The sequence below is a fragment of the Micromonospora sp. NPDC005254 genome (assembly GCF_042872525.1).
Classification (GTDB): Bacteria; Actinomycetota; Actinomycetes; order Mycobacteriales; family Micromonosporaceae; genus Micromonospora.
The window spans coordinates 673,705-697,645 of the sequence record NZ_JBIAKM010000001.1; the positions used below are offsets into that span (position 1 = coordinate 673,705).

General features: G+C 70.6%; 21 protein-coding genes. 11 read left to right on the top strand and 10 right to left on the bottom strand.

Annotation, left to right across the window (positions count from 1 at the left end):
- Positions 1 to 19 precede the first annotated feature (19 nt).
- Positions 20 to 1,048, top strand: a complete 1,029-nt coding sequence (locus ACFYPR_RS03250) for an ABC transporter ATP-binding protein (RefSeq protein WP_354855394.1) — start codon at positions 20 to 22, stop codon at positions 1,046 to 1,048.
- Positions 1,041 to 2,054: a dipeptide ABC transporter ATP-binding protein gene (locus ACFYPR_RS03255; RefSeq protein ID WP_354855374.1), complete on the top strand. Its 1,014-nt coding sequence runs from the start codon at positions 1,041 to 1,043 to the stop codon at positions 2,052 to 2,054. Before ACFYPR_RS03250 ends, ACFYPR_RS03255 begins: the two co-directional genes overlap by 8 nt.
- 133 nt (positions 2,055 to 2,187) lie before the next feature.
- On the opposite strand, the gene ACFYPR_RS03260 is transcribed toward ACFYPR_RS03255, so the two are convergent.
- On the bottom strand, positions 2,188 to 2,577 hold the full coding sequence (locus ACFYPR_RS03260) for a chorismate mutase (RefSeq protein ID WP_354855375.1): 390 nt from the start codon (positions 2,575 to 2,577) through the stop codon (positions 2,188 to 2,190).
- Positions 2,578 to 2,890: 313 nt separating this feature from the next.
- Between ACFYPR_RS03260 and pcrA the strand changes: the two genes are divergently transcribed.
- Positions 2,891 to 5,296 carry a DNA helicase PcrA gene (pcrA, locus tag ACFYPR_RS03265; RefSeq protein WP_354855376.1) on the top strand — a complete coding sequence of 802 codons (2,406 nt, stop codon included), beginning with the start codon at positions 2,891 to 2,893 and terminating at the stop codon, positions 5,294 to 5,296.
- Between the two features lie 99 nt (positions 5,297 to 5,395).
- Here pcrA and ACFYPR_RS03270 read toward each other — a convergent pair whose 3' ends face one another.
- Positions 5,396 to 6,163: a M23 family metallopeptidase gene (locus ACFYPR_RS03270; protein ID WP_387258450.1), complete on the bottom strand. Its 768-nt coding sequence runs from the start codon at positions 6,161 to 6,163 to the stop codon at positions 5,396 to 5,398.
- 274 nt (positions 6,164 to 6,437) lie between these two features.
- A complete protein-coding gene (locus ACFYPR_RS03275) occupies positions 6,438 to 7,145 on the bottom strand; it encodes a M23 family metallopeptidase (protein WP_234590189.1) in 708 nt (235 codons plus the stop codon).
- 439 nt (positions 7,146 to 7,584) lie between these two features.
- Between ACFYPR_RS03275 and ACFYPR_RS03280 the strand changes: the two genes are divergently transcribed.
- From ACFYPR_RS03280 to sucD, 3 genes are all read left to right on the top strand, one after another.
- Complete coding sequence (locus tag ACFYPR_RS03280) at positions 7,585 to 7,989, top strand: cobalamin B12-binding domain-containing protein (RefSeq protein WP_387258452.1); 405 nt, start codon at positions 7,585 to 7,587, stop codon at positions 7,987 to 7,989.
- Positions 7,990 to 8,419: 430 nt separating this feature from the next.
- A complete protein-coding gene (gene sucC, locus ACFYPR_RS03285) occupies positions 8,420 to 9,598 on the top strand; it encodes an ADP-forming succinate--CoA ligase subunit beta (protein ID WP_387258454.1) in 1,179 nt (392 codons plus the stop codon).
- A gap of 2 nt (positions 9,599 to 9,600) precedes the next feature.
- The gene (gene sucD / locus ACFYPR_RS03290; protein WP_354855380.1) at positions 9,601 to 10,488 is read left to right on the top strand and encodes a succinate--CoA ligase subunit alpha; all 888 of its coding nucleotides are present in this window, start codon (positions 9,601 to 9,603) and stop codon (positions 10,486 to 10,488) included.
- Between the two features lie 63 nt (positions 10,489 to 10,551).
- On the opposite strand, the gene ACFYPR_RS03295 is transcribed toward sucD, so the two are convergent.
- Positions 10,552 to 10,818 carry a DUF4190 domain-containing protein gene (locus ACFYPR_RS03295; protein ID WP_354855381.1) on the bottom strand — a complete coding sequence of 89 codons (267 nt, stop codon included), beginning with the start codon at positions 10,816 to 10,818 and terminating at the stop codon, positions 10,552 to 10,554.
- 198 nt (positions 10,819 to 11,016) lie between these two features.
- Here ACFYPR_RS03295 and ACFYPR_RS03300 point away from each other — a divergent pair, with 198 nt between their 5' ends.
- A complete protein-coding gene (locus ACFYPR_RS03300) occupies positions 11,017 to 12,336 on the top strand; it encodes a DUF6350 family protein (protein ID WP_354855382.1) in 1,320 nt (439 codons plus the stop codon).
- Positions 12,337 to 12,498: 162 nt separating this feature from the next.
- Here the strand turns inward: ACFYPR_RS03300 and ACFYPR_RS03305 are convergent, their stop codons facing one another.
- Positions 12,499 to 13,089 (bottom strand): DUF4190 domain-containing protein, encoded by a 591-nt coding sequence (locus tag ACFYPR_RS03305; RefSeq protein ID WP_387258455.1) that lies wholly within the window; start codon positions 13,087 to 13,089, stop codon positions 12,499 to 12,501.
- 207 nt (positions 13,090 to 13,296) lie between these two features.
- Between ACFYPR_RS03305 and purN the strand changes: the two genes are divergently transcribed.
- Positions 13,297 to 13,917, top strand: coding sequence for a phosphoribosylglycinamide formyltransferase (gene purN / locus ACFYPR_RS03310; RefSeq protein WP_354855384.1), 621 nt, complete (start codon positions 13,297 to 13,299; stop codon positions 13,915 to 13,917).
- On the top strand, positions 13,914 to 15,485 hold the full coding sequence (gene purH / locus ACFYPR_RS03315; protein WP_387258456.1) for a bifunctional phosphoribosylaminoimidazolecarboxamide formyltransferase/IMP cyclohydrolase: 1,572 nt from the start codon (positions 13,914 to 13,916) through the stop codon (positions 15,483 to 15,485). The genes purN and purH overlap by 4 nt, the downstream gene beginning before the upstream one ends.
- 90 nt (positions 15,486 to 15,575) lie before the next feature.
- Here purH and ACFYPR_RS03320 read toward each other — a convergent pair whose 3' ends face one another.
- The 5 genes from ACFYPR_RS03320 to ACFYPR_RS03340 all read right to left on the bottom strand — a co-directional run bounded on the left by ACFYPR_RS03320 (position 15,576) and on the right by ACFYPR_RS03340 (position 21,408).
- Positions 15,576 to 16,610: a dipeptide ABC transporter ATP-binding protein gene (locus tag ACFYPR_RS03320; RefSeq protein WP_354855386.1), complete on the bottom strand. Its 1,035-nt coding sequence runs from the start codon at positions 16,608 to 16,610 to the stop codon at positions 15,576 to 15,578.
- Positions 16,594 to 17,631 carry an ABC transporter ATP-binding protein gene (locus tag ACFYPR_RS03325; RefSeq protein WP_387258458.1) on the bottom strand — a complete coding sequence of 346 codons (1,038 nt, stop codon included), beginning with the start codon at positions 17,629 to 17,631 and terminating at the stop codon, positions 16,594 to 16,596. Before ACFYPR_RS03325 ends, ACFYPR_RS03320 begins: the two co-directional genes overlap by 17 nt.
- 7 nt (positions 17,632 to 17,638) lie before the next feature.
- Complete coding sequence (locus ACFYPR_RS03330; protein ID WP_354855388.1) at positions 17,639 to 18,595, bottom strand: ABC transporter permease; 957 nt, start codon at positions 18,593 to 18,595, stop codon at positions 17,639 to 17,641.
- A 72-nt stretch (positions 18,596 to 18,667) separates the two neighbouring features.
- The gene (locus ACFYPR_RS03335; RefSeq protein ID WP_354855389.1) at positions 18,668 to 19,606 is read right to left on the bottom strand and encodes an ABC transporter permease; all 939 of its coding nucleotides are present in this window, start codon (positions 19,604 to 19,606) and stop codon (positions 18,668 to 18,670) included.
- 200 nt (positions 19,607 to 19,806) lie between these two features.
- On the bottom strand, positions 19,807 to 21,408 hold the full coding sequence (locus ACFYPR_RS03340) for an ABC transporter substrate-binding protein (protein WP_354855390.1): 1,602 nt from the start codon (positions 21,406 to 21,408) through the stop codon (positions 19,807 to 19,809).
- A gap of 448 nt (positions 21,409 to 21,856) precedes the next feature.
- On the opposite strand from ACFYPR_RS03340, the gene ACFYPR_RS03345 reads away from it, so the two are divergent.
- Positions 21,857 to 22,717, top strand: coding sequence for a bifunctional methylenetetrahydrofolate dehydrogenase/methenyltetrahydrofolate cyclohydrolase (locus ACFYPR_RS03345; RefSeq protein WP_355139184.1), 861 nt, complete (start codon positions 21,857 to 21,859; stop codon positions 22,715 to 22,717).
- A 128-nt stretch (positions 22,718 to 22,845) separates the two neighbouring features.
- Positions 22,846 to 23,796: a malate dehydrogenase gene (locus ACFYPR_RS03350; protein ID WP_354855392.1), complete on the top strand. Its 951-nt coding sequence runs from the start codon at positions 22,846 to 22,848 to the stop codon at positions 23,794 to 23,796.
- Positions 23,797 to 23,941: the final 145 nt, after the last annotated feature.

Here is a 23,941-nt window from a genome sequence, read left to right on the forward strand (position 1 = left end):
TCCAGTGTCCGACATTCTCGTGTCTGAGCAGTCCGCGCCGGGATCCGGCGGGTCCGGGCGCCCCTCCGGCCGGCTGCTCGAGGTCGACGACCTGCGGGTGGAGTTCCGTACCCGGGACGGCGTCGCAAAGGTCATCAACGGGGTCACGTACCACGTCGACGCGGGGGAGACCCTCGCCGTGCTCGGCGAGTCCGGCTCCGGTAAGAGCGTCACGGCGCAGACGATCATGGGCATCCTCGACACGCCCCCCGGCTTCGTCACCGGTGGGCGGGTCCGCTTCCACGGAAAGGACATGCTCCGCATGTCCGCCGAGGAGCGCCGCCGCATCCGCGGTGAGGGCATCGCGATGATCTTCCAGGACGCGCTCTCCGCCCTGAACCCGGTCTTCACCGTCGGGTTCCAGATCGCCGAACAGTTCCGGGTTCGGCGGGGTCTGGGTCGCGCGGAGGCCAAGAAGCGCGCGATCGAGATGCTCGACCAGGTCAAGATCCCGAACGCCAAGGGCCGGTTCAACAACTATCCGCACCAGTTCTCCGGCGGTATGCGGCAGCGCGCGATGATCGCGATGTCGCTGGCGCTCGACCCCGAGGTGCTGATCGCGGACGAGCCGACCACCGCGCTCGACGTGACCGTGCAGGCCCAGATCATGGACCTGCTCGCGGAGCTCCAGCGTGAGCGGCAGATGGGCATGATCCTGATCACCCACGACCTCGGTGTGGTCGCCGACGTCGCCGATCGGATCGCCGTCATGTACGCGGGCCGGATCGTCGAGGAAGCCGACGTGTACGACCTGTACGCCAAGCCGGCGCACCCGTACACGCTGGGTCTGATCGACTCGATCCCGCGTCTGGACGAGAAGGGGCAGCAGCTCCGGACGATCAAGGGCCTCCCGCCGAACCTGATGAACATCCCGCCGGGCTGCCCGTTCAACCCGCGCTGCCCGATGGCGCAGCCGGTGTGCCGGGAGAAGGTCCCCCCGCTGCTCCAGGTGGGCCCCGCCCGGGCCAGCGCCTGCCACTTCGCCGAGGAGCTGGTGAACCGTGTCTGAGAACATCCTCGAGGTCCGTGACCTGGTCAAGCACTACCCCGTCACTCAGGGTGTGGTGTTCAAGAAGACCGTCGGTCAGGTCAAGGCCGTCGACGGGGTCTCGTTCGGTCTGCGGGCCGGCGAGACGCTCGGTGTCGTCGGCGAGTCCGGCTGCGGCAAGTCGACCCTCGCCCGGGTTCTGATGAACCTGGAGAAGCCGACCGCCGGCAGCGTGGTCTACAAGGGCCAGGACATCTCCAAGCTCTCCGGTGGGGCGCTGCGTCGGCTGCGTCGGCAGATCCAGCTGGTCATGCAGGACCCGTACACCTCGCTGAACCCGCGGATGACTGTCGGTGACCTGATCGGGGAGCCGTTCGAGATCCACCCGGAGGTGGCGCCCCGGGGCAGCCGTCGGGCCAAGGTCCGCGAGCTGCTCGACCTGGTCGGGCTCAACCCGGAGCACATCAACCGGTACCCGCACCAGTTCTCCGGCGGTCAGCGTCAGCGCATCGGCATCGCCCGCGCGCTCGCGCTGCGGCCCGAGGTGATCGTCTGCGACGAGCCGGTCTCGGCGTTGGACGTCTCCATCCAGGCCCAGGTGATGAACCTGCTGGAGAAGCTGCAGACCGAGCTGGGGCTGTCGTACATCTTCATCGCCCACGACCTGTCGGTGGTCCGCCACCTGTCGGACCGGGTGGCGGTGATGTACCTCGGCAAGATCGTTGAGATCGGCACCGAGGACGAGATCTACGAGCGGCCGACCCACCCGTACACCCAGGCGCTGCTCTCGGCGGTGCCGGTTCCGGACCCGACCCAGCGGAACAACAAGACGATCATCCGGCTCACGGGTGACGTGCCGTCGCCGATCAGCCCGCCCTCGGGCTGCCGGTTCCGGACCCGCTGCTGGAAGGCGCAGGAGGTCTGCGCGGAGCAGGTCCCGCTGCTGGAGATCCGGCGCGACTCGGACCACCCGAGCGCCTGCCACTTCGCGGAGCGGCGCGAGATCGTCGCCACCCACGAGGTGTGAGTCACCGGAACCGCCTGCCGACGTCACCACGACGACGGCAGGCGGTTTCGTCTGTCCGGAGCCCTCTGAGCGGTTCGCCACGCTCCCGCACCGCCGGTCGGTGACGACCGCACCGGCGGCCCACCGAGGCGCCTCAGAGCGGCCCGCGGCCCGCGCGCAGCAGCAGCAGCGCCAGTTGGGTGCCGTCGGCGCCGAGCGCGAGCCGGAAGCGCTCCAGGATGTCCCGTTCGCGGGAGAGCACCAGGCGGGTTCCACCGGAGGCCATCCGGGTCGCCCCGACCTCCTGTGACAGCGCGGCCCGCTCCTGCCAGAGCGCGATCAACGCGTGGTCGATCTCGTCGATCCGTTCTCTGATCTGCACGATCCGCGCAGCGGCGGTCGGCTCCACGGTGCCGGTCCGTGCCTCGGACGGGTCGCCGGTCCGCACCGAAGGCACCACCTCCGGCACGCTCCCGCTCGCCGACGGCTGTCCCGCCTCCGGTCCGGCCGGGCCACCGTTCTGCTCCACCACGTCTGTCATCATCGGGTACCTCTCGCGCTGTGGTGCCCGGTGCCCGGAACCCGGGACGAAAAAGCCCCGGACTCCAGGAGCCCGGGGCTTTTCGCAGGTCTGTCGATCAGGCGCGACCTACGGCAGCCGGACTCCCGGTGCCGTAGTAAAAGTAGTAGCGCGCAGCGATCACGCCGTCGAGTATGCCCACGCCGGTGGCCGGCGCGCAAGGATTCCGGCGCAAAAGGGCGGCCCGGCCGTGTGCTCCAGGCGCAGGCACGGCGACCCGGCCTGGCGGACGGCGCGGTCGGGAAGTGTCCGGCTGGCGGCATAGACTTGGTGCGCGATGCATCCTCTCTTCGACATTCCCGCGTCCCCGCCCGCGCCGGAGTCCGCGCCGGCCCGTCCGCACCGGCCCGGGTCGGCCTCCGTCCGCCTCGATCCGCAACAGCTCCTCGCCGGGCTGAACGGGCCGCAGCGCGACGCCGTCAGCCACGCCGGTTCCCCGTTGCTGATCGTGGCTGGCGCGGGGTCCGGCAAGACCCGGGTGCTCACCCACCGGATCGCCTACCTGCTCGCCGCACGGGACGTGCATCCCGGTGAGATCATCGCCATCACCTTCACCAACAAGGCGGCCGGCGAGATGAAGGAGCGGGTCGCCGCGCTGGTCGGCCCACGGGCCCGACTGATGTGGGTGTCGACGTTCCACTCGGCGTGCGTCCGCATCCTGCGCGCCGAACACGAGCACGCCGGCCTCAAATCGACGTTCTCGATCTACGACGCGGACGACTCCCGCCGACTGATGCAGCTGGTCACCCGCGAGCTGGATCTCGACCCGAAGCGCTACCCGGCGCGTGGTCTGGCCGCCCAGGTCTCCAACCTCAAGAACGAGCTGGTCGACCCGGAGCAGTTCGCCGCGCGGGCCAGCGGGCCCAACGAGCGGGCGCTCGCCGAGGCGTACACGCTGTACCAGCGCCGGCTGCGCGAGGCGCACGCGCTGGACTTCGACGACCTGATCATGACGACGGTGCACCTGCTCCAGTCCCACCCGCACGTCGCGGAGAGCTATCGGCGGCGGTTCCGGCACGTGCTGGTGGACGAGTACCAGGACACCAACCACGCCCAGTACGTCCTGATCAAGGAGCTGGTCTCCGGCACCGACGGGCTGGAGCCGGCCGAGCTGTGCGTGGTCGGTGACGCCGACCAGTCGATCTACGCGTTCCGGGGCGCGACGATCCGCAACATCCTGGAGTTCGAGCGGGACTTCACCGACGCGCGGACGATCCTGCTGGAGCAGAACTACCGCTCCACCCAGACCATCCTCAACGCGGCCAACGCGGTGATCGACCGGAACACCTCCCGCAAGCCGAAGCGGCTGTGGAGCGAGGCCGGCGACGGCGAGCGGATCGTCGGCTATGTGGCCGACACCGAGCACGCCGAGGCGGACTGGGTGGGCCGGGAGATCGACCGGCTGGTCGACGCCGACGAGACACGCCCCGGTGACGTCGCGGTCTTCTACCGCACCAACGCCCAGTCCCGCGTCTTCGAGGAGGTGTTCATCCGCGCCGGCCTGCCGTACAAGGTGGTCGGCGGGGTGCGCTTCTACGAGCGCAAGGAGGTCCGCGACGCGCTGGCGTACCTGCGCTCGGTGGTCAACGACGACGACACGGTGAGCCTGCGGCGGGTGCTGAACACCCCGCGCCGGGGGATCGGCGACCGCGCGGAGGCGTGCGTCGAGGCGCTGTCCAGCCGTGATCGGATTTCCTTCGGCGCGGCGCTGCGCCGGGCCCGGGAGGCGCCCGGCATCTCCACCCGGGCGGCCAACGGCATCGCCGACTTCGTGGCGCTGCTCGACGGCGCGCGGGAGCTGGCCGAGACCGGCACCCCGGAGGAGGTGCTGGAGGCCCTGCTGACCCGCTCGGGTTACCTCACCGAGCTGGAGGAGAGCCTGGACCCGCAGGACGCGGGCCGGGTGGACAACCTCCAGGAACTGGTCAGCGTCGCCCGGGAGTACACCGAGCGGATCGAGGCGACCGGCGCCGACGGGGAGCGCGCCACCCTGGCGGGCTTCCTGGAGCAGGTCGCGCTGGTGGCCGACGCCGACCAGATCCCCTCCGACGACCCCGACCACCAGGGCGTCGTCACCCTCATGACGTTGCACACCGCCAAGGGCCTGGAGTTCCCGGTGGTCTTCCTGACCGGGCTGGAGGACGGCGTCTTCCCGCACCTGCGCTCGCTGGGCGACACCCGCGAGCTGGAGGAGGAGCGCCGACTGGCGTACGTGGGCATCACCCGTGCCCGACAGCGGCTCTACCTCTCCCGGGCGGTGACCCGCTCGGCCTGGGGGCAGCCGTCCTACAACCCGCCGTCGCGGTTCCTGGAGGAGCTGCCGCCGGAGCTGGTGCGCTGGGAGCGCACCGAGGGGTCGTACACCTCGTGGGCCGGCGGGGGCGGCGGCGTCGGCGGTCGTGCCGACCGTGCGCCCGGCGGTCGGGGCACCTTCACCGGCGGCACCCCGAAGGCGGCGCAGCTTGCCCAGCGGCTCGGCGTGGACGGCAGCCGCCTCACCACGGCCAGCGAGTTGCCGCAGGGGCCGAAGGTGGCCGCCGGCGACCGGGTCAACCACCAGCGCTACGGGCTGGGGCGCGTGCTCGCCGTGGAGGGGCACGGCCCGGGCGCCCGCGCGCAGATCGACTTCGGCGACCAGACCATGTGGCTGGTGCTGCGACACGCCCCGGTCGACAAGCTCTGACGCCCGAAACGGCACCTTCGCGAGGTCGCGCTAGAACATGGAAAGAGTGGCCTCCGCCAGCGCGGAGGCCACCCTTTCAGGATTCTGTGCGGGCCAGGCTCAGCAGCCCAGGTCGACGCCGCGCGCCCGCATGAACGGGGCGGGGTCGATCTGGTTCCACATGCCCTGGTGCACCTCGAAGTGCAGGTGCGGGCCGGTGGCATCGCCGGTGGCGCCCTCGTAGCCGATCACCTGGCCGGCCTTGACCGCCTGCCCGACGGTGACCGCGATGCGGCTCTGGTGGGCGTAGTGGGTCAGGTAGCCGTTGCCGTGGTCGATGAAGACGGAGTTGCCGTACCCGTCCGCGGCGTCACCGGCCTGGGTGACCGTGCCGGCGGCCGCGGCGCGGATGGGGGTGCCCGAGGGCAGCGCCAGGTCGATCCCGGCGTGCAGGGTGCCCCAGCGCTGGCCGTAGCAGGAGGTGACCGCGGCGCCCGGCATCGGGTCGACCCAGGCGGCCGTCGGCCTGGTGGTCTTCTTCGGCTTCGGCTTCGGCTTGGCGGTGGCCGTCTTCGTCGGTGTCGGGCTGGCGCTGGCCGTCGACGGGCTCACGGTCGGGCTGGCCGACGCCGACGCCGGCGCGCTCGACTCGCGGGTCGAGCGGTCGGCCCGGCTGGCGGCCTCGGCGCGCGACTGGGCGTCGAGCGAGACGGCGGTGGGCGCCGGCCGGTCGGGGCCGGAGGTGGCGACGGCGACCCCACCCAGGCCGAGGGCGACCAGCGCGGCCGCGCCGGCCACGATCAGGCGGTTCCGCCGGCGGGCACGTCGCGGCTGCTCGACGGTGGTGTCGGGGGTGTTCTCGTTCTGGACGGGGCTGTCTTCCTGCACGGCGAACCTTCACAGTCGAGGGGCACTTGACCTCGAAATACTGGTGTCGGGCCGAGTTGGACGACCGTCCGGGACCGGGCGTCCGAACCGGGGGCGGCAGCCCGGCTGACCTGGTATGCGCCGGTCTGAAGCGCTCCGTCCGGAAAAGTGATCATGCTGCGCCGTGCGGTGGGTCACAGTCCATGCTGTGATCCAGCAGACATCAGCCGCATGCCGGGCAGGAAAAAACCGCCCGGATCGACAGATCCGGGCGGTCAACGGGCGGTACGCAGCGTCAGGAACCCGCTACCTCGCTGTAGATTGCCTCGACTTGCAGCTTGATGTCCACTCCGCGCTCCTGGAGGTACGGAACGGGGTCGATCGGCGCGCCCTTGACATGAAGCTCAAGGTGCAGGTGGGTGCCGTAGGCGTGGCCGGTCTGGCCCACCAGGCCAAGCTGGTCGCCCGCCTTGACCTGCTGGCCCTCCTTGACGCTGAGCGCGGAGGAGTGACCGTAGATCGCCTCGCTGCCGTCGGCGTGCTGGACGATCACCGCGTAGCCGTAGCCGCCGAACCAGCCGGCCTTGGTGACCAGCCCGTCGTGGACCGCCACGTACGGCGTGCCCTCGGGGACGACCAGGTCGACGCCTGTGTGCAGCTTGCCCCACCGCATCCCGTACGGGGAGTTGAAGTCGTAGCCCTGCAGCGGCAGCATCCAGACCTCGGGCTCGGCCGCTTCCTTCGTGCGGCTGTCCCGGGAGGCGCGCTCGGCGTTGTCCGCACGGGCCGCGACGTCCTGACTGGTGATCGACGCCTGCTTGAGCTCGTCGAGCACGGTCGGGCTGACGTCCTTGGCGTCGGGCAGGGCCGACGCGCCCAGCGCGACGATGCCCGCGCCGACGAAGGCGGTGGTGACGACGGCCGCGTAACGGCTACGTGGGGGGGTGGGTACGCGGCGGCGACCGCGATATCGATCGGGCTCAGACGACAGGCGCTGGCGCACGCACACCCTCCGTTGTCGGGGTTCCGAGGCGGCCGGTGGACGTCCGTGAAGCTCCGGTGAACGTCTGCCGACCGCGTCGTCACCCGTCCATGGACCTGATGACAACCGTGGACACGTTAACCAACCACCAGGCGACTCACAAGCCAGAGCGCCAAATTGGCGTGTCGATCTGTCCGTTTGCGTCCAAGATTGTCATGCATCGCGCCGTCGAACGGTGCCCCCGTAACCACCCGTTCGTCGCCGAGCGTGACCGATCCGGCGGAGTCGTCCGGCTTGACGCCGGGGCCCGGGTAAGACGGCCTCGATCGACAGTGCCGGAGGCCGTGCCTGGGCGCGGCGGAATGTCGTACGTGTTTCCGGCCCGGATTTCCCGGCCCCGGCCGGGCGGGTTACCGTTCGTTCAGGTGAAGGCCGTGAAGCCGGTGAAAGGTGTGCGCTGATGAGCTCTCGTATTCGGGTCGTCGTCGCGAAGCCAGGTCTGGACGGCCACGACCGTGGCGCGAAGGTCGTCGCACGCGCCCTGCGCGACGCGGGGATGGAGGTCGTCTACACCGGCCTGCACCAGACGCCCGAGCAGATCGTGGAGACGGCCATCCAGGAGGACGCCGACGCCGTCGGTCTCTCCGTACTCTCCGGCGCGCACATGACGCTCTTCCGTCGGGTGCTGGATCTGCTGGCCGAGCGTGACGCCCGGGACATCGTCGTGTTCGGTGGCGGCATCATTCCCAACGGCGACATCCCCGAGCTGGAGAAGCTGGGCGTCGCGAAGATCTTCACGCCGGGCGCCACCACCAAGGCGATCGTCGAGTGGGTCCGGCAGAACGTCGCGCAGCCGGTCGCCTGAGGCGCCGGTCGGTTGCGCCGACCGGATCTGGGCACGGGGGAGGGGCCGGACGCACCCCTCACACGTCCGGCCCCTCTATGCACGATGCCCCGCCGCCACCCCTCGACCGACAGGGCATCGGCCGTATCCCGTCTTTGCGCTGATCAGCGCGCCGACACCTGACTCAACGACGCCCCGACGGGCGGGTTACGGACCCCCGGCAACATCGTCCGGACGATTGACGCCGCCCACGGCGCGGCCGGAATCAGCCCCACTCGGCACGGGGGTTGTGCATTACCGCACACCGTGCACCCGCTCGGTTGCCGGCGGTGCCCACCTCGCTAGGCTGCCGCCAATGGCCTGTTTCAACTGATGACAGGCGTCAAACTGTTTTCTGAACGCTGGTGGCGGCGCGACGGCGCGCCGCGGAGACGGGACGGGACGCGCAATCGTGGACCTGTACGAGTACCAGGGGCGGGACCTGTTCGAGCGGCACGGCTTGCCCGTGCTGGCCGGCGGCGTCGCCACTACCCCGGAAGAGGCCCGTGCGATCGCCGAACGCCTCGGCGGTCGCGTGGTCGTCAAGGCGCAGGTGAAGGTCGGCGGCCGAGGTAAGGCCGGCGGCGTTAAGCTGGCCGAAGGCGCCGAGGAGACGGTGGCCCGCGCCACCGACATCCTCGGCATGGACATCAAGGGCCACACCGTCCACAAGGTCATGATCACGGTGACGGCGGACGTGGCCGAGGAGTACTACTTCTCGTACCTGCTCGACCGGGCGAACCGCACCTTCCTCTGCATCGCCAGCGTCGCTGGCGGTATGGACATCGAGCAGGTCGCCGCCGAGACCCCCGACCGCGTGGTGAAGGCGCCGATCGACGCGAACACCGGCGTCGACGAGGCCAAGGCGCGGGAGATCGTCACCGCCGCCGGCTTCCCGGCCGAGGTCGCCGACCAGGTCGTCGAGGTGGCCGTCGGCCTGTGGCAGGCGTTCGTCGCCGAGGACGCCACCCTGGTCGAGGTGAACCCCCTCGCGAAAGACGGCGACGGGCGGCTGCTGCTGCTCGACGCGAAGATCACCCTGGACGAGAACGCCGCGTTCCGGCACCCGGACCACGAGGCCCTGGTCGACCAGGCCGCCGTGGACCCGCTGGAGCAGGCCGCCAAGGCCAAGGACCTCAACTACGTCAAGCTCGACGGCGAGGTCGGCATCATCGGCAACGGCGCGGGTCTGGTCATGTCGACCCTCGACGTCGTCGCGTACGCGGGTGAGCGGCACGGCAACGTCAAGCCGGCCAACTTCCTCGACATCGGCGGCGGCGCGAGTGCCGCCGTGATGGCGAACGGGCTGGAGATCGTGCTCTCCGACCCGGCCGTGAAGAGCGTCTTCGTCAACGTCTTCGGCGGCATCACCGCCTGCGACGAGGTCGCCAACGGCATCATCCAGGCGCTCGCCCTGCTGGAGCAGCGCGGCGAGAAGGTCACCAAGCCGCTCGTCGTCCGGCTCGACGGCAACAACGCCGAGGCCGGCCGGGCGATCCTGGACGGCGCGAACAACCCGCTGGTACAGCGGGTGGACACCATGGACGGCGCGGCCGAGCGGGCCGCCGAGCTGGCAGCTGCGGGGGTCTGATCATGGCTATCTGGCTGACCAAGGACTCGAAGGTCATCGTTCAGGGGATGACCGGCTCCGAGGGCTCCAAGCACACCCGGCGGATGCTCGCCGCCGGCACCAACGTGGTGGGCGGCGTCAACCCGCGCAAGGCGGGCCAGAAAGTCGACTTCGACGGCACCGAGCTGCCGGTCTTCGCGTCCGTGGCGGACGCCATGGCCGAGACCGGGGCCGACGTCTCGGTCATCTTCGTGCCGCCGCAGTTCACCAAGGCCGCCGTGGTCGAGGCGATCGACGCCGCGATCCCGCTGGCCGTGGTGATCACCGAGGGCGTGCCGGTGCACGACACCGCCGCGTTCTGGGCGTACAACCTCGCGCAGGGCGAGCGGACCCGGATCATCGGGCCGAACTGCCCCGGCATCGCCTCCCCGGGCGCCTCCAACGCCGGCATCATCCCGGCCGACATCACCGGCTCCGGCCGGATCGGCCTGGTCAGCAAGAGCGGCACGCTGACCTACCAGATGATGTACGAGCTGCGCGACATCGGCTTCTCCACCTGCGTCGGCATCGGTGGCGACCCGATCATCGGCACCACGCACATCGACGCCCTCAAGGCGTTCGAGGCCGACCCGGAGACCGACGCCATCGTAATGATCGGTGAGATCGGTGGCGACGCCGAGGAGCGGGCCGCCGAGTTCATCAAGGGCAACGTCACCAAGCCGGTGGTCGGCTACATCGCCGGCTTCACCGCGCCCCCCGGCAAGACCATGGGTCACGCCGGGGCGATCATCTCCGGCTCGGCCGGCACCGCCGAGGCGAAGCAGGCGGCGCTCGAAGCCGTCGGCGTCAAGGTCGGCAAGACGCCGACCGAGACCGCGAAGCTGATGCGGGAGATCATGTCCGGCAGCTGAGCCGGCACGGCAACACCGAAGGGGTCGACCGGAACTGGTCGGCCCCTTCGTCGTACCGCCGGATCAGTCGTTGTTCCAGAACGGGTAGTTGCCGGTGAGGCGCAGGATCGCGCCGCCGATGATGTTGATCACGCCGAACGCGATGGCGAGGTAGCCGAGAACCGGCGACTGGCCGTTGCGCCGCGCGTCGCGCAGTGACAGGTAGCCGAAGATGATGCCGAGGATGCCGCAACAGATCAGGCCGAGGACGATGCCCAGCACGCCCCAGAGTGTGGTGCGGTCGCGTCCCCGGGCCGGCGGTGGTGGGGGCGGCGGGTATGCGGTCGTCACGGCTACCTCCGGGCGGTCGTGGGCGGCGGACCCCGGGCCGCGACCGGCGAACGAGACCCGGTTGGCGACGACGGCCACCCCCTCTGGCCCGACGCTAGACCCGACGGGACGGCTCCGACTCCGGTTCGCCCAACTCGCCGCCCTCCGGGGCGGGTTAACGGACTGCCCCCGCCCGCGCGACGTGCCAGAGTAGAGCGGATGTCCCCCGTCACCCCTGACCCACCCAGCCGTGCCGGCGGCGTACGCGCCGACGACCGGCCGGTCGACCGCGCCGCGCCGCGTCGGCGGGTTCCCGCGCCGCGCGCCGGTGGGTCGCCGCGTGGGCGTGCGCCGCTGGCCGTCGCCGCCGGGGTGGCCGCGGCCGGGGCGGCTCTCACCTCGTACCTGCCGGTCGCCATCGTGCTCGGCCTGGTTCAGCTCGGCGCGGATTCCACCACGCTGGGCGGCACCCTGCGCACCGCGCTCGCCGGTTGGCTGGTGGGGCACGGGGTGCCGCTGCACACCGAGGCGGGCCCGTTCGGGCTCGCCCCGCTGGCGCTCACCGTGCTCGCGCTCTGGCGACTGACCCGGGCCGGCGTGCACGTGAGCCGCGCGATCGGCGCCCGCGACACCCGCTCACCGCGCCGCGCGCTGATCGCCGCCGCAGCGGTCGGTCTGGCGTACGCGCTGCTCGGCGCGCTCGCCGCGGTGCTGATCGGCGCGGGCGGGCCGCAGGTGTCCCCGGTGCGGGCGGCGGCCACGTTCGCGGTGGTCGGCACGCTCGGCGCGCTGGTCGGTGCGATCCGGATCACCGCAGTGACCCGGCTGCTCGTCACCCGGATACCCGGCCCGCTGCGCGACGGCGTACGCGCCGGGCTGGTGGCCGCGCTCCTCCTGCTCGGGGCGGGCGCCGGCGCGGCCGGCCTGGCCGTGGCCATGGGCGGCGGTGACGCCGCGGACATGATCGGCGCGTACCGGACCGGAGTGGCCGGGCAGGCCGGGATCACCCTGGTCAGCATGGCGTACGCGCCGAACGCCGCGGTCTGGTCGACCAGCTATCTGCTCGGGCCGGGCTTCGCGGTGGGCGTCGACACGGCCGTGCGTACCAGTGAGGTGTCGGTCGGCGCGCTGCCGGCCGTACCGTTGCTCGCTGGCCTGCCGCGCGGCCCGGTGGACGGCCTCGGCGCCCTGCTGCTCGCGGTTCCGGTGCTGGCCGGGATGGTCGCCGGCTGGTTGCTCGCCCGCCGGCTGGCCCGGTCCGCCGGGTCGGAGCGGCCGCCGCGGCGCTGGGCGGAGCTGTTGGCGCCGGCGGCGCTGGCCGGGCCGGTGGCCGGCGTGCTGCTCGGCGTCGCCGCCGCGGCCTCCGGTGGGCCGCTCGGCGCGGGACGGCTGGCACAGCTCGGGCCGGTGGCCTGGCAGGTAGGCGCGGTGGCGGCCGGTGTCGTCGCGGTCGGCGCGCTGCTCGGCGCCGCCGCCACCCGGGTGCTCGCCCGGAGCCCGCGCGCCGCTCAGACACCGCCGGTGCGCCCCGGAGTCTGACCGTCCGGCTGCGCGGCCGGCGGTGGCTCGACCGAGGCTGGGCACGGCCGACGGCGGCGCGGCCAACGGCGGTACGGCCAACGTGGCGCGGCCAACGTGGCGCGGAGACGACGCGGGGCGCCCCGGACGGATCCGGAGCGCCCCGTCGGGAGCAGGGTCTTCTCAGGGCTCGGTCGGCAGGTTGACGTTCGCCACGATGCTGATGATGAGCAGCAGGATGCCCAGGCCGACGCCGACCGCGCCGCAGATCAGGCCAGCCTTGGCCTGGCCGGCGTTGCTGGCCTGGCCCTGGGCGACCTTCTGCTTCGCGAGGTAACCGGTCACCACGCCCGCGATACCCACCGGGATGCCCAGGTAGAGGCAGCAGATCAGCGGGATCGACGCGATGCCGAGGATCATCGACACCAGGCCCAGGGTGTTGTTCTGGCCCTGCTGCTGCGGGTAGCCGGCGTTCGGGTACGTCGGGGTGCCACCGTAGGGCTGCTGCTGGCCGTACGGGGCCTGCGGTGCGCCGTACGGGTCCTGCGGCTGCTGGCCGTACGGGGCACCGGGCTGCTGGCCGTAGGGAGCCGCCGGCTGCTGGCCGTACGGCTGGCCCGAGGTGGGCTGGCCGTAGGGCTGGCCCGAGGTGGGCTGCTGGCCGTACGGGGCGGCCGGCGGCGGGGCGTACGGGTCGTGCGGCGGCTGGGGGGCGGTCGGGTCCTGGTTGGGCTGCTGGCCGTACGGGTCCTGACCGGGGTTGCCGGGCTGCATTCGAGAAGCTCCTTGGACTGGTTCCGTCAGTTGCTGCTGTTGTTCCCATCCATGATCGCGGTCAGACCACCTCAGGCACAGCACAGCAGCGCGACGACATACCGCGCATTACCCACGATAACTATTCAGTCCGCCCGTCGGTCACTGTCACAGATCGGCGAACCGCCCAACCGAGGGGCGTCCTGACCTGCCCGATAGGGTGGCCCGGTGACCGAGCCCGCGTCCGCCGCCCGCATCGTCGTCCTCATCTCCGGCTCCGGGAGCAACCTGCAGGCCCTGCTGGACGCCGCCGCCGACCCCGCGTACGGCGCACAGGTCGTCGCGGTCGGCGCGGACCGCGACGGCATCGCGGGCCTGGACCGGGCCGAGGCCGCGGGGGTGCCGACCTTCGTCGAGCGGGTCCGCGACCATGACAGCCGGGAGGACTGGGACCGCGCGCTCACCGCGCACGTCGCCAAGCACCAGCCCGACCTGGTCATCTCCGCCGGCTTCCTCAAGCTGGTCGGCCCGCACTTCCTCGCCGCCTTCGGCGACCGCTACCTGAACACCCACAACACACTGCTGCCGGCGTTCCCCGGCATCCACGGCCCGCGCGACGCCCTCGCCTACGGCGTGAAGCTCACCGGGGCCACGCTCTTCTTCGTCGACGCCGGCATGGACACCGGGCCGATCGTGGCGCAGGTCGCGGTGCCGGTGCTCGACGACGACGACGTGGACGCGCTCACCGAGCGCATCAAGGAAGCCGAACGGCGCCAGCTCGTCGAGCAGGTCGGCCGCCTGGTCCGCGAAGGCTGGACCATCACCGGAAGGAAGGTCACGGTTCCGTGAGTCCCACTCAGGACGGACGTCGCCCGATTCGGCGGGCGCTGGTCAGCGTCTACGACAAGACCGGATTGGTCGAGCTGGCCCAGGCCCTGCACGCGGCCGGTGTCCAGATCGTGTCCACCGGCAGCACGGCGGGCACCATCGCCGCCGCCGGGGTGCCGGTGACGCCGGTGGAGACGGTCACCGGGTTCCCCGAGGTGCTCGACGGCCGGGTGAAGACCCTGCACCCGAAGGTGCACGCCGGTCTCCTCGCCGACCTGCGCAAGGACACGCACGTCGCCCAGCTCGACGAGCTGGGGGTGGCCGCGTTCGACCTGCTGGTCTCCAACCTCTATCCGTTCCAGGCGACCGTCGCCTCCGGCGCCGGCGTCGAGGAGTGCGTGGAGCAGATCGACATCGGTGGCCCGGCCATGGTGCGGGCCGCCGCCAAGAACCACGCCTCGGTAGCGGTCCTCACCGACCCGGCCGGTTATCCGGCGCTGCTCGGCGCGCTCGACGAGGGTGGCTTCACGCTGGCCCAGCGCCGCGCGCTGGCCGCCCGCGCGTTCGCCGACATCGCCGAGTACGACGTCGCGGTGGCCCAGTGGTGTGCCCAGGAGCTGGCCCCGGCCGACGACTCGTGGCCGACGTTCGCCGGGTCCGCGCTGCGCAAGTCGACAGTGCTGCGCTACGGGGAGAACCCGCACCAGCCCGCCGCGCTCTACGTCGACCCGGACGCCCCGGCGGGGCTGGCCCAGGCCGAGCAGCTGCACGGCAAGGAGATGTCGTACAACAACTACGTCGACGCCGACGCCGCCTGGCGGGCCGCCAACGACTTCGCCGACCAGCCGGCGGTTGCGATCATCAAGCACGCCAACCCGTGCGGCATCGCCGTGGGCGCGGACGTGGCCGAGGCGCACCGCCGGGCGCACGCCTGTGACCCGGTGTCGGCGTTCGGCGGCGTCATCGCGGTCAACCGGCCGGTCTCGGTCGAGCTGGCCCGGCAGGTCGCCGAGATCTTCACCGAGGTGGTGGTCGCCCCCGGCTTCGACGAGGGCGCGGTCGAGGTGTTGCAGGGCAAGAAGAACATCCGGTTGCTGCGGGCGCCGGCCTGGAGCCCGGCGAGGGTCGAGTGGCGGCCGGTGACCGGTGGCGTGCTGTCCCAGGTCGCCGACCGGGTGGACGCTCCCGGTGACGACCCGGCGAACTGGCAGTTGGCGACCGGCGAGGCCGCGGACGAGGAGCTGTTGCGGGACCTCGCGTTCGCCTGGCGGGCGGTGCGCGCGGTGAAGAGCAACGCGATCCTGCTCGCCAAGGACGGCGCCACCGTCGGGGTCGGCATGGGTCAGGTCAACCGGGTCGACTCCGCGCGGTTGGCGGTCGACCGGGCCGGCGCCGACCGCGCCCGGGGATCGGTCGCCGCGTCGGACGCGTTCTTCCCGTTCGCCGACGGCCCGCAGATCCTTCTCGACGCCGGCGTCCGCGCCATCGTCCAGCCCGGCGGCTCGATCCGCGACGAAGAGGTCATCGCAGCGGCCAAAAAAGCCAACGTAACGATGTACCTGACCGGAACCCGCCACTTCTTCCACTGACCCTCGTCTGCACCCCGTCGATCATGAAGTTATTGCCCTGACACGCCGATGTGCAGGGCAATAACTTCATGATCAACTGCCCCTTTGGGGTCAGGCTGGCGTGACCGGGCGGAGTTCGGCGAAGTGGCAGGCCGAGGGGTGCGGGTCGGCCGCTCTCGGGACCGTCTGCGGATCTTCCTTGGCGCAGATGTCCTGGGCCTTCCAGCAGCGGGTGCGGAAGTGGCAGCCGCTCGGCGGGTCGGCCGGGCTGGGCACGTCGCCGACCAGCCGGATCATGTTGCGCTGGTCGCGTACCTCCGGGTCCGGCACCGGCACGGCCGAGAGCAGCGCCTGGGTGTACGGGTGGGTGGCACGCTCGTAGATCTCGTCCTCGGTGCCGATCTCGACGATCCGGCCGAGGTACATCACGGCCACCCGGTCGGCGATGTGCCGGACCACGGACAGGTCGTGCGCGATGAAGATGTAGGAGAGCCCGAGCTCGTCCTGGAGCTGCTCCAGCAGGTTGATCACCTGGGCCTGGATGGAGACGTCCAGCGCCGAGACCGGCTCGTCGCAGACGATGATCTCGGGCCGCAGGGCGAGCGCGCGGGCGATGCCGATGCGCTGGCGCTGACCGCCGGAGAACTGGTGCGGGTACCGGTTGATGTGTTCCGGGTTGAGCCCGACCAGGTCCAGCAACTCCTGCACCCGCTTGGCCTTGCTGCCCTTCGGTGCGGCGTCCCGGTGGATCTCGAACGGCTCACCGATGATGTCGCCGACCGTCATCCGCGGGTTCAGCGAGGTGTACGGGTCCTGCATGACCATCTGCATGTTGCGGCGCAGCCGGCGCAGCTCGCCCCCGGAGGCCTTGAACAGGTCCCTGCCCTCCAGGGTGGCCCGGCCCGAGGTGGGCGTCTCCAGCCGCATCAGCAGCCGGGCGAGGGTGGACTTGCCGCAGCCGGACTCGCCGACCACGCCCAGCGTCTCGCCCCGGCGCAGCTCGAAGCTCACGCCGTCGACGGCCTTGACGGCGCCGATCTGCCGCTGGAACAGCACACCCTGACTGATCGGGAAGTGCTTCACCAGGTTGTCGACGGAGAGGATGGTCTCGCCCCGGACCTTGGTGGAGCTAGCGGGCGCTGTCATCACGAACCTCCTGCGCGAAGTGGCAAGCGCTGGTCCGGCCGTCGCCGAGGACCAGGTCGTGCGGCACCACGTCCACGCAGACCTGCTGGACGTACGGGCACCGGGGGTGGAACGGGCACCCGGACGGGATGTGCATCAGGTTCGGCGGCAAACCCTTGATCGTCGACAGTTCCTGGCCGCGGACGTCCATCCGCGGGATCGACTCCAACAACCCCTTGGTGTACGGGTGGGCCGGCGCCTTGTAGAGCGAGCGGACGTCGGCGTGCTCGACGATCCGACCCGCGTACATGACCGCGATCCGGTCCGCGACGCCGGCGACCACACCCAGGTCGTGGGTGATCAGGATCATCGCCATGTTGAGGTCCCGGCGCAGGTCGGCCAGCAGGTCCATGATCTGGGCCTGCACGGTGACGTCGAGCGCGGTGGTGGGCTCGTCGGCGATCAGCACCTTCGGGTCCAGCGCCAGCGCCATGGCGATCATGACGCGCTGCCGCATGCCGCCGGAGAACTGGTGCGGGTAGTCGCCGATCCGCTTGGCGGCACCGGGGATCTTGACCAGGTCCATCAGCTCGACGGCCCGGCGGCGGGCGTCGCCCCGGGACATGCCGGAGCGCTGGCGCAGCGTTTCGCCGATCTGCCAGCCGACCGGGAAGACCGGGTTCAGCGCGGAGAGCGCGTCCTGGAAGATCATCGCGATCTCCTTGCCGCGGACCTGCCGGCGCTGCTCCTCGGACTGGGTGAGCAGGTCCTGGCCCCGGTAGAGGATCTGCCCGGAGCGGACGTGCGCCGGCGGGGTGTCCAGGATGCCCATGATCGCCTGGGCGGTGACGGACTTGCCCGAGCCGGACTCGCCGAGCACCGCGAGGGTCTCCCCGGCGTCCAGGTGGTACGATACGCCGTTGATCACCCGGGCGACACCCTCGTTGGTGCGGAACTCGACGTGCAGGTCCCGCAGTTCCAGCAGGTGACCGCCCTCAGGGGTGGGGGAGGCGGGGGTGGGTTCGACGGTGGAGTGGGTCATCAGAGAGTCACCGCAACTTCGGGTCGAAGGCGTCACGGATCGCGTCGCCGAGCATGATGAACGCGAGCACGGTCAGGGCGAGGAAGGCCGACGGGACGATCAGGGGCGTCGCCGCCTCCCGCATGTGGATCCGGCCGGTGTCGATGTCCTGGCCCCACGAGATGGTCGGCGCCTTCAGGCCGATGCCCAGGAACGAGAGCGTTGCCTCGGCGGCGATGAACGAGCCGAGCGCGATGGTCAGCACGACGATGGCCGGGGCCAGCGAGTTCGGCAGGATGTGCCGCCACATGATCCGACCGTTGCCGGCGCCGAGCATCCGGGCCGCCGCCACGTAGTCCTGCTCCTTGGCGGTGATCACCGAGGAGCGGACGACGCGGGCCGCCGTGGTCCAGCCGAGAATGGCCAGTACGAAGATCACCGCGGCGATCCGGGCGTTGTCGCTGGCGGTGGAGACGCGCTTGAGCAGCACGATCGCGGCCAGCAGCAGCGGGATGCCGAGCACCACGTCGATCACCCGGGAGAGCACGGCGTCGACCCAGCGGCCGAAGTACCCGGCCACCATGCCGACGGTCAGCGCGATCACGCCGGTGCCGAGCGCGGCGAGCGCGCCGACCAGCAGCGAGGCGCGCGTGCCGTAGACCGCGCGGGAGTACGTGTCGCAGCCCTGGAAGTCGTACCCGAAGATGGCCCCGCCGGACGGCCCGGCGTGCTGCCGGGAGAGCAGGCAGTCGCTCGGGCTGTTGGCGGTGAACAGGCCGGGGGCGAGGGCCATCAGGGTGAAGAGGACGACGAGCGTCAGCGAGATCCAGAAGATCGGGTTGCGGCGCAGGTCACGCCAGGCGTCGCCGGCCAGGCTGCGCGGCTTGTGCGGCGCGCCGACCTGGTTCGGTGTGCCCGGCTCGCCCGAGGGGCCCCGCCGTGCGGCCTGGTTCTCGCTGGCCGCCACAGTTTCAAAGTCACTCATGCCGGCACCTCGCTGCGCTCGGTGCCGGCATGAGAGCCCAAGCACGCTGCGCTGATGATTCGTTCGCTGCGCTCACTCATAGCGGATCCTCGGGTCGAGTACGGCGTACAGGACGTCCACCACCAGGTTCGAGACCAGGTAGACCACGACGAGCACGCTGACGATGCCCACCACCAGGGGGCCGTCCTCGGTGCGGATGCCGCGGAAGAGGTTGAAGCCCACGCCGGGGATGTTGAAGACGCCCTCGGTGATGATCGCGCCGCTCATCAGGTTGCCCAGCTCCACACCGAGGAAGGTGACCACCGGGATGAGCGAGTTGCGCAGCACGTGGACGGTGACGATGCGGCGCTTGACCAGGCCCTTGGACCGCGCGGTCCGGACGTAGTCGGCGCGCAGGTTCTCGGCCACCGAGGTACGGGTCAGCCGCAGCGCGGTGGCCAGCGACAGCGAGCCGAGCACGATGCCCGGCAGCAGCAGCGCGTAGAACGTCGGCTGGGAGCCGGCGGTGGGCGGGAAGAGCTGCCACTTGACGCCCAGGAAGTACTGGGCGAGCGGCGCCAGCACGATGGTCGGGATGCCCAGCACGAGCAGGGTCAGCACCAGCGTCGAGTTGTCGAAGATGCTGGCCCGGCGGATGCCGGCGACCACGCCGGCGCTGACTCCGAAGATGATCGCCACGGCGAGCGCGATGAGCGCGAGCTTGAGGGTGACCGGCCAGGCCGCCTGCAGGATGTCGCCGATCTGGCGGCCGGTCAGGGACTGGCCGAGGTCACCCTGGAGCAGGTTCTTGACGTAGTCGAAGTAGCGGTAGAAGAAGCCGCCCACGCCTGTCGCGTCGAGGTGGTACTTCTCCGTCAGGTAGGCCCGTTGGGCCGGCGTCACCGGGCGTTCGCCCGCGAGGGCCTGGATGGGGTCGCCCTGGCCGGCGAACATCAGCGCGTAGACGATCAGGGTGGTCCCGAAGAACGCCAGGACCATCTGCAGTAGGCGCCGCAAGATGTAGCGGAACATGCTTAGCAGTCTCTCCGGAAATATGCGAAAGGGTCGCAGGACGGCATCTCTGGTCGTACCCGAAATATCCGAGACGTGCCGTCCGGCCCGGGGGAGGCCGGCGCCACCGACTGCGGGCCCACGCGAGCGGCCCGGCCGGTACAGCGCGGTCCGGGCCACCCGGGCGTCGTCGCCCGGGTGGCCCGAATCCGTTGGTCAGCTCAGCTGGCCGCTTCGATCTTGATGAGGTTGACCCGCTGGAACAGGTCCATCTGCACGTTCTTGACCTTGGACGAGGTGCCGTACACGTTCTCGCCGAAGCGGAGCGGGATCACCGGCATGTCCTTGGCCAGGATGTCCTCCGCCTGCTGGTACTTGGCGATCGCCTCGTCCTGCGTCTTGGCGGCGGAACCCTCCTTGACGAGCTTGTCGAACTCCGGGTTGCTGTAGCCGTAGTAGTTCGACGAGCCGTTGGTGCTGTACAGCGGGCCGAGGTAGTCCTCCATGGAGGGGTAGTCCATGACCCAGCCCAGCCGGAACATGCCAACCGGCTGCTTCTTCTCGACCTTGGTGAGCAGGTCGGCGAACTTCGGCTCGGCCGAGCCGACAACGTCCACGCCCAGGTTGGCCTTCAGCTGGTTGGCGGTCGCGTCGACCCAGTCCTTGTGACCGCCGTCGCCGTTGTAGGAGATGACGATCTTCGACGGTCCGCCGGCGGCCTGGTAGAGCTTCTTGGCCTCGGTCGGGTTGAACTCACCCGACGCGCCGGTGGTGTTCTCCCGGTAGCCCGGCAGGACCGGCGAGACGAAGGAGCGCGCCGGCGTCTGCGAGCCCTTGAAGACCGACTTGGTGATCTCGTCACGGTCGATCGCCATCGAGATGGCCTTGCGCACGTCCGGGTTGCTGAAGTTCTTGTCGAACGTCGGGAAGGCCAGGAACTGGAACGACGACATCGGGCTGGTCTGGTACCGGTCGCCCAGGTCGGTCGGCGCGTTGCCGAGGCTCTCGGTCGGGATCGTCGGGAGCACGTCCAGGTTGTCGCCCAGCACGTCCGCGTAGGCCGCGGTGAGCTGCTGGTAGACCCGGAACTCGACGTCCTGCACCTTGGGCTTCTCACCCGGGTAGGCGTCGTACCGCTCGACGTCGATCTTGCTGTCGTGCTGCCAGGTGCCCTTCATCTTGAACGGGCCCTGACCGATCGGTGCCTGCTCGTAAGAGTCCTTGAGCACGCCCGGAGCCGAGAACGCGGCGTCCGGCAGCGGGTAGAACGCGTTGTATCCGAGCATCGTCTTGAAATCGATGTACGGAGCGCTGAGCGTCACCTGGAAGGTCAGGTCGTCGACCTTCTTCAGGCCGGACATCTCCTTGGCCTTCGGCTTGTCGCCCTGCAGGTCCTGGTAGCCGGCGATCTTCTCGAAGAAGTAGCTGCCACCCTGGCCGTTGGGCGCGTAGGCGCCGTAGTTCCACGCGTTGATGTAGTCCTCGGACGTGACCTTCTCGCCGTTGTGGAAGGTGTAGCCGTCCTTGAGCTTGATCGTCCAGACCGTGTTGTCGGACGAGGTGATCGACTGCGCGGCGACCTCGTACGGCTTGTTCTGGGCGTCGTAGTCGACGAGCGGGCTGAACAGGCCGGCGAGCACCTGCGACCCGGACGTCTCGGTGGTGTTGGTCGGAACCAGGTGCTGGGGCTCGGCGATCTGAATGCTGACCGCCGAACTGCCGTTGCCGCCGGATCCACCGTCTCCGCCGCTGCCGCAGGCCGCGAGGCCCAGCGTCACCGCGAGCGGGAGGGCGGTCCAGGCGGCGAGTCTACGAACTCGCATAGAGCCTCCTCATCTCCTCACGCTGCGCAGTCAGGCCCGACGCTGGGTTTACGCTGCGCAACAAGCGGTAACGGTAGGTCGAAATACCGGCCGTCGACAACGGCCCGGTTGCGGGTGCGTAACGGTCCGAGGACGTCTTCCTTGCGCGGCTCCCTCGTGCGTGCTAGCCCAAACCGGACAAGCGGCTCTGGGCTGCACATTCGCCAACAAGACCGAAGTGTCGGGGGGTCTGCTGGCAGGGATTCGGCCGCCTCCGGCGGGTCCGTCCGGTATCCGCCGCGTGCGCAGGCGCCGACCGCTTTCGCGGTGACAAGGTCCACAAATTGTCACCCAGAGTGATGAGCAACACGTAACTCATCGTGACCTTCGGTGGTGTGGCCGGTGCCTCGGCGGCCGTCCGGAGTGAGGTCGCCGGAACGGCACGTGCCGGACATGAGACGATCTGGTGGTGACGGCGACGCTTCTGGACGGCAAGGCGACCGCGGCGGAGATCAAGGACGAGCTGCGGATACGGGTGAAGGCTCTCGCGGAGCGCGGCATCACCCCCGGGCTCGGCACGGTCCTGGTTGGCGCCGACCCGGGCAGCCAGGCGTACGTCAACGGCAAGCACCGTGACTGCGCCGAGGTGGGCATCGCCTCGATCCGCCGGGAGTTGCCGGCCGACGCCACCCAGCAGCAGGTCGACGACGTCCTGGCCGAGCTGAACGCCGACCCGGCGTGCCACGGCTACATCGTCCAGCTGCCGCTGCCCGCCCACCTGGACACCCAGCGGGTGCTGGAGCTCATCGACCCGGCCAAGGACGCCGACGGCCTGCACCCGGTCAACCTGGGTCGTCTCGTCCTCGGCTACGACGGTCCGCTGCCCTGCACCCCGCGCGGCATCGTGGAGCTGCTCCGCCGCCACGACGTGGCGCTGCGCGGTGCCACCGTGGCGGTCGTCGGCCGGGGCAACACCGTCGGCCGTCCGCTCGGCCTGCTGCTCACCCGTCGCAGCGAGAATGCCACCGTCACCCTGTGCCACACCGGCACCCTCGACCTCGCCTCGCACACCCGGGCCGCCGACATCGTCATCGTCGCGGCCGGCGTACCGGGGCTGCTGACCGCCGACATGATCAACCCGGGTGCCGTCGTCGTGGACGTCGGCATCACCCGGGTGATCGGCCCGGACGGCAAGGGCCGCTACACCGGCGACGTCGCTCCGGAGGTGGCCGAGACGGCCGGCGCGCTGGTTCCGATGCCCGGCGGCGTCGGCCCGATGACCCGCGCCATGCTGCTGACCAACGTCGTGGAGCGCGCCGAGCGCGGCTGACGCGTCGACGCTGTCCCACGAGTGCCGTTCGCGTCTGTCCGGTCATAACTGTCCGCCCCTGGCCCGATCAGTGCCAGGATGGCTGATACGGTCCGGAAAACCGACTGGTATCAGGGAGTGGGACGACCATGGGTAAGAAGGTCACTGTCGTCGGGGCTGGCTTCTACGGCTCCACCACCGCACAGCGCCTGGCCGAGTACGACGTCTTCGACACCGTTGTGATCACCGACATCGTGGAGGGCAAGCCCGCGGGCCTCGCGCTCGACCTCAACCAGTCGCGGGCCATCGAGGGCTTCGAGACCAAGGTCGTCGGCGTGACCACCGGCCCGAACGGCGAGGGCTACGAGGCCATCGAGGGCTCCGACGTCGTCGTCATCACCGCTGGCCTGCCCCGCAAGCCGGGCATGAGCCGGATGGACCTGCTGGAGACCAACGCCAAGATCGTGCGGCAGGTCGCCGAGAACGTGGCCAAGTACGCCCCCAGCGCCGTCGTCATCGTCGTCTCCAACCCGCTGGACGAGATGACCGCGCTGGCGCAGCTCGCCACCCAGTTCCCGAAGAACCGGGTGCTCGGCCAGGCCGGCATGCTCGACACCGCCCGGTTCAGCAACTTCGTCGCCGAGGCGCTGAACGTGCCGGTGGCGTCGGTACGCACGCTGACCCTGGGCTCGCACGGCGACACCATGGTCCCGGTGCCGTCCAAGAGCACCGTCAACGGCAAGCCGCTGCGTGACGCGATGCCGGCCGAGCAGATCGAGGAGCTGGTCGTCAAGACCCGCAACGGTGGGGCCGAGGTCGTCGCGCTGCTCAAGACCGGTTCGGCGTACTACGCCCCGTCCGCCGCCGCGGCGCGGATGGCGAAGGCCGTGGCCGAGGACTCCGGCGACGTCATGCCGGTCTGCGCCTGGGTCGACGGCGAGTACGGCATCTCCGGCGTCTACCTGGGTGTCGAGGCCGAGATCGGCCGCGAGGGTGTCCGTCGGATCGTCGAGACCGACCTGGACGCCGACGAGCTGGCCAGCCTCCTGGCCGCCGCCGAGGCCGTCCGCGCCAAGCAGGGCGACATCTCCAGCATGTAGTTCGTACCCAACCCGCAGGAGGGGGGGGGGGGGGGGGGGGGGGGGGGGGGGCCCGGGGGGCCCCCCCCCCCCCCCCCCCCCCGCGAAAACGTTTTTTTGAGGGACCCCGCGCGACCAGCCGCAAACAAAAAAAAAAAACAAAGGC